Raw genomic sequence first — 9,117 nt, forward strand, 5'->3', positions numbered from 1 at the left:
ATGCAGTTGCGCTTCACTTCATTCGCTGTGACCAGCTTATGGCGGGACTTGCACCCGCAGGAGTGCGCCCATGCTGGGCGCACTGAAAAAAGGCGCAGTCACTCGAGGTGACTGCGCCTTTTTAATGCCGGCCCGCATCGCTGCGGGCTTCGAGATTCAGAGATTTACAGCGGCGATAACGCCGTCGGGCGTGGACTGCGATTGGACGACTTCGTCATCGGCTTCGGCACGGCCGGCGACAGCTCGCTATCGAGAAGCCGCGACAGCGGCTCGGCGCCATCGAAAGCTTCCGGTGCGCGCGACTCGGCAGTCTCGAACGCGGCCGACGTCGCCGGACGCTCCAGACCGTCCTTGATCCACTGCTCGCCGAGCACGCTGTTCGGCGTCTGGTTGAAGTGCTCGACCAGATGGTCGATGAACGTGCGCACCTTGGCCGGCAGGTGACGGCGGCTTGGGTACGCAATATTGATCTCGACCTGCGGCAAACGGTAGTCGCCGAGCAAACGCACGAGCCGGCCGCGCGTCATGTCGCGACCGATCAGATAGCTCGGCAGAATCGCGGTGCCCATGCCGAGCAGCGCAAACTGTCTCAGCATCTCCGTGTTGTTCGCGACGATCACGTTCGACGGCCGCACGCGCACTTCGCCTTCCGGCCCCGTAAACACGCGTTCATCGCCCCAGTATTCGGATGGCAGGCTCAGGCACGGGTGCTCGAGCAGATGTTCGGGACGCGTCGGCATGCCATGCTTTTCCAGATAAGCCGGCGTCGCGCAGACGGTCATGCAGCCCGTGGTCAGACGCCGCGTAACGATACTCGCGCTGCGCATTTGCCGCGCGATCACCACGCCGACGTCGAAGCCCTCCTCGACGAGGTCCACCTGACGATCGACCAGCGTGACGTCGGGAATGACTTTTGGATAGCGCTCCGCGTACGTTTGCAGCACGGGCGCGAGGTTATGCAGCCCGAACACGACGGGCGCGACGATGCGTAGCGTGCCGACGGGTTCGTGATTGCGAGCGACCACCATCTGTTCGACGTCTTCCAGTTCGTCGAGAATCTGACGGGCGCGCTCGAGGTAGACCTGACCGGATTCGGTCAGCGACAAGCTGCGGGTCGTGCGATTGAGCAGCCGCGTACCAAGACGGCCCTCGAGGTCGGCAACGTGACGGGTGGCGACCGCGTTGGAAATATCCATGGCGCTCGCGGCGCGGGCAAAACTGCCGAGATCCGCCACCTTGACGAAAACTCGCATCGACTGCAAATGATCCATAGGACAACTCCCTGCCTTGTTACTGCTTCCTGACAATTGGTGAAAACCAGTGAAGCGAACTTGGAATTCTCCTACGACTCGCAAAATCGTGCAGAAGTTGCCCGCAAAATAGGAAATATTGTCAATTTTGGTACGACTGTGTCGATAAAACCGGGTCCGATTAGCGATTATTCCCAAACCAAAAACAATCTGCTGCGCTGCAGCTTGCTCTGTCTTTTTTGTTCGAACAGACGCAACGGTCGTTCGGCCGTTGCGGAATTCGAAAAGACGGAAATAAACTGGGCGCACAACGAAAAAACCGCCCGAGGGCGGCTTTTTATGCTGAGTGAGCACTCACATAATCAAGCTGTGAGTTTTTCCTCGAGCGCGCGCTTCGCCTCAGTCAGTGCCGGCGGCAGACCGTGTTGCAGCGTGTCAAACAGCTTCGTGTGCAACACGAGCTCGTCGCGCCATGCAGCGTCATCGACGGAAATCACCTGCTCGAACTGCTCGCGGCTGAAGTTCAGCCCGCTCCAGTCGATGTCCTCATAGTGCGGCGAAATGCCGAACGCATGCTCTTCGCCCTGCGCGGTGCCTTCGATGCGGCCGACCATCCAGCTCAGCACGCGCATGTTCTCGCCGAAGCCAGGCCACACGAACTTGCCGTCCGAGCCCTTGCGGAACCAGTTCACGCAGAAGATTTTCGGCAGCTTCGCGCTCAACTGCTGCAGACGCTCGCCGGTCTTCAGCCAATGAGTGAAATAGTCGCTCATGTTGTAGCCGCAGAACGGCAGCATCGCGAACGGATCGCGGCGCACCACGCCCTGTTGTCCAGCCGCCGCGGCGGTGGTTTCAGAGCCCATCGTCGCCGCCATGTAGACGCCCTCGACCCAGTTGCGCGCTTCGGTGACGAGCGGCACGGTAGTCGAGCGGCGGCCACCGAAGATGAATGCGTCGATTGCGACACCGGCCGGGTTTTCCCAGTCCGCATCGATCGACGGGCACTGCGAAGCCGGCGCCGTGAAGCGCGCGTTCGGATGCGCCGCCTTGCGGCCGGTTTCCTTTGCCTCGGCCGGCGTCCAATCCTTGCCCTGCCAGTCGATCAGATGCGCCGGCGGCTCGTGGGTCATGCCTTCCCACCAGACGTCGCCGTCGTCGGTCAGCGCGACGTTCGTGAAGATCACGTTTTCCTTCAACGTGGCGAGCGCATTGTAGTTGGTCTTTTCGCTCGTGCCCGGCGCAACGCCGAAGTAGCCGGCTTCCGGATTGATCGCGTACAGGCGGCCGTCCTTGCCCGGCTTGATCCACGCGATGTCGTCGCCGATCGTCGAGATTTTCCAGCCGTTCAGGCCCGCCGGCGGGATCAGCATCGCAAAGTTGGTCTTGCCGCACGCCGACGGAAACGCCGCCGCCACGTGATGCTTGCGCCCGTCCGGCGAGGTGACGCCGAGAATCAGCATGTGTTCGGCGAGCCAGCCTTCGTCGCGGCCCATCGTCGATGCGATGCGCAGCGCGAAGCACTTCTTGCCGAGCAGCGCATTGCCGCCATAGCCCGAGCCAAAGCTCCAGATTTCGCGCGATTCGGGGAAATGCACGATGTACTTGGTCTTGTTGCAAGGCCACGACACGTCCTGCTCGCCCGCCGCGAGCGGCGCGCCGACCGAATGCACGCATGGCACGAACTCGCCGTCCTCGCCGAGCGCGTCATACACCTTGCGGCCCATGCGCGTCATGATGCGCATATTGGTCGCGACATACGGGCTGTCGCTCAACTCGACGCCGATATGCGCGATCGGCGAGCCGAGCGGGCCCATCGAGAACGGCACCACGTACATCGTGCGGCCGCGCATCGCGCCATCGAACAGGCCGTCGAGCGTCGAGCGCATTTCGGCCGGGGCGATCCAGTTGTTGGTGGGGCCAGCGTCCTCTGCGCGCTGCGAGCAGATGAAGGTGCGATCCTCGACGCGCGCGACGTCGGACGGATCGGACCAGGCGAGATAGGAATTGGGACGCTTGGCGGGGTTGAGTTTCTTCAGCGTTCCGGCTTCGACCATCTGCGCGCACAGGCGGTCATATTCTTCCTGCGAGCCGTCGCACCAGACCACTTTTTCAGGCTTGGTCAGCGCGGCGATGCGCTGGACCCAGTCGATCAGCTTGCGGTGTTTGACCCATGTGGGCGCCTCGATAGTGGGCTGCCCTTCGAACGAGGGATGATTCATCGACTTGTCTCCGTTTGAAGCAATAGAAAAACGGTACAAGCCCTGGGACGCCCGCATGCGAGAGGCATTGAATTCATCGCGCCGACGTGTCAATTTTCCACTGGCGGCGCATGATTGCGCAGATCGTCCTGGGCCACACAGCTTGTCAGGCGGAGGCGCGCTTCCTACAAGGCTTCTGCAACCTTGTGTAAAGCGGCTTGCCTCAACACGCAACAAACTGCTAAAAACGTTCTCAATTCGCCTTCACGTAGCGTTGCCGTTTCTTTGTGTGCGACAGCTTCTACGGTAGGGCATCTAGCCAGACTAACGTGTGACCTAAGTCACATGGTGGGACAGTCAGCATAACATTCGGTTCGCACCAACGAGGTGCGCCGCAAATTACATACCATGAAGATTGCCATCCTCGACGATTACCAGGACGCCGTTCGCAAGCTCGACTGCTTTCAATTGCTGGCCGACCAGGAAGTCAAAGTATTCAACAATACCGTGCGCGGTCTCGGACAACTTGCGAGCCGTCTTGCGGAAGTCGACGCCCTCGTTCTGATTCGCGAACGTACCCGCATCACGTCGCAACTACTCGACAAGCTGCCGCGTTTGCGCATGATCAGTCAGACTGGCAAAGTGTCGAGCCACATCGATCTAGCGGCCTGTACCGAGCGCGGCATTGCCGTGCTCGAGGGCAGCGGTTCGCCGGTCGCGCCGGCCGAACTGACGTGGGCACTCATCATGGCCGCCCAACGGCGTATTCCGCAATACGTGGCAAACCTTAAACAGGGCGCCTGGCAGCAGTCGGGGCTGAAGACGTCGGCGCTGCCGCCGAACTTCGGTTTGGGGCAAGTGCTGCGCGGACAGACGCTAGGGATCTGGGGCTACGGCAAGATCGGCCGACTACTCGCTGGCTACGGCAAGGCGTTCGGCATGAACGTGCTGATCTGGGGCCGCGAGCACTCGCGCGAAGCCGCTCGCGCCGATGGCTACAGCGTCGCGGCGAGTCGTGAGGAACTGTTCGAGACCAGCGATGTGCTGTCCCTGCATCTGCGTCTGCACGACGACACGCGTGGCATCGTCAAGCAGGACGATTTGATGCGCATGAAACCGACCGCGCTGCTCGTGAACACGAGCCGCGCCGAGCTGCTCGAAGAGAGTGCGTTGGTGAACGCGCTGTCGCACAACCGTCCGGGGATGGTCGCGATCGACGTCTACGAAAGCGAGCCGATCCTGCAAGGCTACAGCCTGCTGCGCATGGAGAACGTGATCTGCACGCCGCACATCGGCTACGTGGAGCGCGAGAGCTACGAGCTGTATTTTTCGGCGGCGTTCAACAACATCCTCGCGTTCGATGCCGGCGATACCGCCAGTGTCGCGAATCCGGAGGCGTTGCAGGGCGGGCGTCGGCGGTGATTGGTGGGCGAGGCGGCCGGCGGATCAGATGTGTGCCCGCCCCGCCGCGTCGCGTCGCTCATCGCGCTTCGTGCGCTCCCGCCTCCATCAATGCAGGGATGCGTTCAAGGAAGACCTCACCGTCGGCACGGCCAAGGTTATAGGCGTGCACCATCTGCGACGGACTCGTGTAATCCCAACTCGAAATCGGCACCTTGCGCGACGGTTGCACGTAAAGCCGCTGCTGCACGCCGTGTGGCACGACGAACATCTGCGGCCGCGGATAAAGACGCGTGACCATCACGAGCACGTTGCCCGGCGCGTCGGCATCTAGCGCGCCGACCGGCACGTTGTCGACCATGCCGCCGTCCAGCACCGGCCGGCCGTTGCGCCGCAGAACCGGCGTGAACGGCGGTGTACTCGACGATTGCAGGATCAGGTCGGCCAACTCGTCGACGCTCGCGCAATCCTGCGCGCGCACGAATTCCGGATGAAAGCCAAGCGTCCGACCGAGCGTCGGATGCAGCGTCTTGCGCACGTATTTTTCGATGTTGTACGCGACCAGCCCTGCCGCGACCGCACTTCTCGCGCCGAGCCAGCGCGGCAGATGCGACACGCCGATGCGGATTTCCGGCGCCTGCGCGAGCCTGGAAAACTTGTCGCCATAGATATCGAGCAGCGCCTGACGGTAGATCCGGTAATGCGGGAACACCGACTCGCCGCGCAGCAGATTGCCCCAATAGGCGTTGCGCGTGTTATGGCGCAGTGCATCTTCGTAATAGCGCATAACCCAGTCGGAGTCGCCGCGCGTGTAAATCATGCACGCGGTTGCGGCGCCGGCCGAAATGCCGGTGATCACGCGCGGACGGATGTCGAGCTGCGGCTGCACGACGTCCCAGAAACCCGCCTGCCACCAGCAGCGGTTGCCGCCGCCGGCGAATACGACCTGATCGAACATGCTGCTTTTCCTTGCTTTCCTTTGCTCTTGCTGCGCGCAGATTGTGTTGGCGGCCCCCTCGGGTCCGACGCGCATTCACTCGAGCAGCGCGTAAGTCGTAGTGGCTTGAACCGCCATGTTGCCGCCTTCGTCGAACAGTTCGACTTCGCCAAACACGAGATTGCGGCCCATGCGCAGCACGCGCGCCTTGATCAGCACATCGCCCTTGCGGACCGCGCGCATGAAGTTGATGTTCAGCGACACCGTGCTCATCGGCTTGAAGCCGCCGAGCACGGCGGTGATGGCGACGACCATCGCCGTATCCGCGGCCGCCATGAATACCTGGCCGCTGATCATGCCGCCCGAGTGTCGCCACTCGCCAGAGAACGGCAGACGCAGCGTGGCACTTTCCTCGTCGACCTTGATCGGCGTCAACGTGAGCGCCCGGACCCAGGGGGCGAGAACTCGGTCGAGCAGCTCGGTAATCTCTTTGTCATCCATGGGAATCCCCGGGCGAAAGCCGCGATGCTGCGTGCTGGAGGTGTCCGCGACATGATACCGGCAGCGTTGGGCGCGTCGATGTTTTCGGGATGGCGGCTTTGTCGAGGGAACGCTCAAGCTCGGGCGATGCGATCTTTTTAATAACACTGCGAAAAGCGCTTGGCAATCTCAAAAAGATCCTGCATAATTTCGCTTCTGTTGGGGCGTTAGCTCAGTTGGTAGAGCAGCGGACTCTTAATCCGTCGGTCGAGTGTTCGAGTCACTCACGCCCCACCAACAAATTCAGGCACTTAGCCCGGTCACTGCGACCGGGCTTTTTGCTTTCTGGGTTTCGTGTAGGCACCGTGTAGGCAAATTCGATCAATGCCCGGCGGCATTACCTGATGCGCGAGCCCCGCTAGCAAGCGCTGCCTGTCTACACCCTGTAATGTTTCGGCGAGGCGGCGAACTCCTCGATACTTCTAATCCGGAAGCCCTACTAAACCGCTCGCGCGACTTGGGTAAGGGTAGACCACCCGAAAAACGCCGCCCCCCCCCGTAAAACAGTATTTCGGTAGCTTGCTAGGCCGGCGTTCGGCCAATCGCTGTCACTCGCACAATTGGCAACGAATGACTGGAATTTCGCGGCTTTCGGCCTTTAAATGAGAAAGTGAGACTCGTCAATGCCGCACGGCAGGACGACAGTGCTCCAACCTCAACGGGTGAGACATGAACGCACCGAAGATGCCGGAGCGGCCACATTTTGGCCACTTCCTCGCAAGCATTAATGAGCGAGACGTTGACCTGTTACTAATGGAAGAATTTCACGCCAACGATGTGTTCGTCGAATGGTTCTGTTCACTGATCGGGATCAACGACGCGCGAGGCGATGGAGCTTGGCACAGTGTGGCGGATGTAGATGGCGAAAGCGACATGATCTTGCGTATCGTGCAGAGAGGTCGCCACATCGGCATTTTCATTGAGAACAAGATTGCGGCGCGTGAGATGGACGCACAGGCTGAGCGATATCACGTCAGGGCCGCGCGAGCAAGAGAGGAGGGCAAGCTCGACGATTACGTGACGGTAATGTGTGCCCCCCGGCACTACTTAGCTGGCCTCGACCCGATCAGCATCTATCAATACAAAATATCGTACGAGTCCATTGCCGAATGGTTTCGCGGCCAGGCTGACCGTCGTTCACTGTGGCGCGCAGACGTGCTGCAATGTGCCATTGACCACAACCGCCGTGGTGGCTATAGCGGCATTCCTCACGAGGCGCACACACTCTTTCATTTTGCATATTGGGAGTATGTGTGCGCCAACTTCCCCAAGATCAAGATGGCAAAGCCCACAGTGCGCCATAAGCAGTCGCACTGGATAGTGCTGAAAGGCCCAGAGGTCACCTTCCCAAAGACAGAGGCGCAGGTAGATCACCTGCTTGACCATGGAATCGTTCGCCTGAGTCTTTACGGGCGCACGGTCAAAGACGTTCAAGCGCTTCGCCCAGACTGGCCCGACGACGTTGAATGGGTACAAAAGAAGGGCTCGGCCTGTCTTTGCGTCACAGTGCCGCCCGTTGAACTGGGCGAGCCATTTGACGGCCAGCTCGAAGCTATTGATCGGGCGTTGCAGGCAGCCGGGCGACTGTTGCCCTATGCGATCCCGGTTATCACGGCATTAGGTGTTCGCCCCAAAAAACTACCGTGATGGTTAATGGCGATTGCACTCCTGCGGAACAAGATGGACTAGCGAAGATTACAAGATCTTCAAGGATGACCTGCAGCGGCAATCGTCTATCGGTGGCGGCTGACCGCTTTCTAGCCTAAATCCGTAAACCGATTTTCACCGACGCCAACAGCCGCTTCGGGTCGACCTGAGCCGCTCGTCATGGGGTCGGGTTCGGCCACTTGTACGCCCTGCCGGACGCGCGATGGATGGCTAGCCACGAGCCCTACAGTGGCGCAGCGCTCTGCCAGATCACCGCATATGCTCCGATCTTCAGTCTGGCCGTCTCGGCGTCCACTTTTACAATGGTGGCCGGCGACCGCGCAGCAAAGTCCTTCAGAGATTGCGTGAGCGTCCAAGCCTGCGCGTCGTCCACCACGATGAGGCGATCATGCAGGCTTCTGGCTGTTGCCAGCCGGACTTCCAGCGGTCTTGCGCCGGTGTATTGCTTCACCCAGCTTTCGGCCGCAGGTTTGAGGCTAGGCTTTACGGTGTCGGCATCGGAAAGGACGCGGACCATCACACCTTCCGGCGCCAGCACCGCGAAGTCCGTCAGCGCCTTGGCGTCCGCATATGGGTCGACAACGAGGACGTTTTGTCGCGCCGTCGCCAGAACTTTCGACACGGCTGCGAGAGCAGAAAACGATTCTCCCACCGCGATGAATGCCCCCTGCGACGCGGCGGGCGCCGCCAATTCAGCCTTGGCTAGTGCCCGGTGGACAGTGGCCGCGATGGTTTGCGCATTCACGTCGCGAAGCGCCGAATCCAAGTTGTCTGCGGCAACCTTGAAGGTGATGACTTCTGCCGATCGGCCAAATGTCGCCTCAATGAGCGCGGCCGCACGTCCAAGCCACTGGTTTGTTTCTACCGTAATCGGACCAGGGCGGTGCAGGTCGGGCATCGTTTGAACAAGGCGCCCTAAGTGCACATATAGTGATTCCGGGTCTAGGTTCATGGCGCGGTTTTATAGGCGGTAAAACGAGAATCATGCCACGTCTCAGACGGCCCGCTGGTCGAACTCGGTCGAACCTCAGGGCTTCCGCATGAAGGCCCCCATGAATCAAGGCTGAGAGCAGAAAAGGTTGTTGTAAACATTTGCTGGCTCAGGTTTACTCTCGATTTTTGC

The 9,117-nt window shown here is 60.6% G+C and carries 7 protein-coding genes and 1 tRNA gene; 3 read left to right on the plus strand and 5 right to left on the minus strand.

Features of this window, described 5'->3' with window-relative positions; translation table 11 throughout:
• Positions 1 to 164 precede the first annotated feature (164 nt).
• Both HDG37_RS38290 and HDG37_RS38295 read right to left on the minus strand, forming a co-directional pair.
• Positions 165 to 1,271 carry a LysR family transcriptional regulator gene (locus tag HDG37_RS38290; RefSeq protein WP_090802249.1) on the minus strand — a complete coding sequence of 369 codons (1,107 nt, stop codon included), beginning with the start codon at positions 1,269 to 1,271 and terminating at the stop codon, positions 165 to 167.
• A 341-nt stretch (positions 1,272 to 1,612) separates the two neighbouring features.
• On the minus strand, positions 1,613 to 3,469 hold the full coding sequence (locus tag HDG37_RS38295; protein ID WP_184056706.1) for a phosphoenolpyruvate carboxykinase (GTP): 1,857 nt from the start codon (positions 3,467 to 3,469) through the stop codon (positions 1,613 to 1,615).
• Between the two features lie 387 nt (positions 3,470 to 3,856).
• Here HDG37_RS38295 and HDG37_RS38300 point away from each other — a divergent pair, with 387 nt between their 5' ends.
• Positions 3,857 to 4,870, plus strand: a complete 1,014-nt coding sequence (locus HDG37_RS38300) for a D-2-hydroxyacid dehydrogenase family protein (RefSeq protein WP_184025762.1) — start codon at positions 3,857 to 3,859, stop codon at positions 4,868 to 4,870.
• A 58-nt stretch (positions 4,871 to 4,928) separates the two neighbouring features.
• Here the strand turns inward: HDG37_RS38300 and HDG37_RS38305 are convergent, their stop codons facing one another.
• Entirely contained in the window at positions 4,929 to 5,807 is an 879-nt protein-coding gene (locus tag HDG37_RS38305) for a patatin-like phospholipase family protein (protein ID WP_184025761.1), read from the minus strand.
• Between the two features lie 75 nt (positions 5,808 to 5,882).
• Positions 5,883 to 6,287 (minus strand): PaaI family thioesterase, encoded by a 405-nt coding sequence (locus HDG37_RS38310; RefSeq protein ID WP_184056709.1) that lies wholly within the window; start codon positions 6,285 to 6,287, stop codon positions 5,883 to 5,885.
• Between the two features lie 200 nt (positions 6,288 to 6,487).
• Between HDG37_RS38310 and HDG37_RS38315 the strand changes: the two genes are divergently transcribed.
• Together HDG37_RS38315 and HDG37_RS38320 are read left to right on the plus strand one after the other, a co-directional pair.
• Positions 6,488 to 6,563, plus strand: a tRNA-Lys gene (locus HDG37_RS38315).
• Between the two features lie 432 nt (positions 6,564 to 6,995).
• Positions 6,996 to 7,973, plus strand: coding sequence for a PD-(D/E)XK nuclease family protein (locus HDG37_RS38320; RefSeq protein WP_184056712.1), 978 nt, complete (start codon positions 6,996 to 6,998; stop codon positions 7,971 to 7,973).
• A gap of 244 nt (positions 7,974 to 8,217) precedes the next feature.
• On the opposite strand, the gene HDG37_RS38325 is transcribed toward HDG37_RS38320, so the two are convergent.
• A complete protein-coding gene (locus HDG37_RS38325) occupies positions 8,218 to 8,892 on the minus strand; it encodes a phosphatidylserine/phosphatidylglycerophosphate/cardiolipin synthase family protein (protein WP_184056715.1) in 675 nt (224 codons plus the stop codon).
• Positions 8,893 to 9,117: the final 225 nt, after the last annotated feature.

The sequence above is a fragment of the Paraburkholderia sp. MM5384-R2 genome, assembly GCF_014201025.1.
GTDB lineage: Bacteria > Pseudomonadota > Gammaproteobacteria > Burkholderiales > Burkholderiaceae > Paraburkholderia > Paraburkholderia tuberum.

What these genes read in the sequence shown, in the direction of transcription:
- HDG37_RS38290 (WP_090802249.1), bottom strand. Translation starts at nt 1,271, where the DNA reads ATGGATCATTTGCAGTCGATGCGAGTTTTCGTCAAGGTGGCGGATCTC.
- HDG37_RS38320 (WP_184056712.1), top strand. Translation starts at nt 6,996, where the DNA reads ATGAACGCACCGAAGATGCCGGAGCGGCCACATTTTGGCCACTTCCTC.
- HDG37_RS38305 (WP_184025761.1), bottom strand. Translation starts at nt 5,807, where the DNA reads ATGTTCGATCAGGTCGTATTCGCCGGCGGCGGCAACCGCTGCTGGTGG.
- HDG37_RS38310 (WP_184056709.1), bottom strand. Translation starts at nt 6,287, where the DNA reads ATGGATGACAAAGAGATTACCGAGCTGCTCGACCGAGTTCTCGCCCCC.
- HDG37_RS38295 (WP_184056706.1), bottom strand. Translation starts at nt 3,469, where the DNA reads ATGAATCATCCCTCGTTCGAAGGGCAGCCCACTATCGAGGCGCCCACA.
- HDG37_RS38300 (WP_184025762.1), top strand. Translation starts at nt 3,857, where the DNA reads ATGAAGATTGCCATCCTCGACGATTACCAGGACGCCGTTCGCAAGCTC.
- HDG37_RS38325 (WP_184056715.1), bottom strand. Translation starts at nt 8,892, where the DNA reads ATGCCCGACCTGCACCGCCCTGGTCCGATTACGGTAGAAACAAACCAG.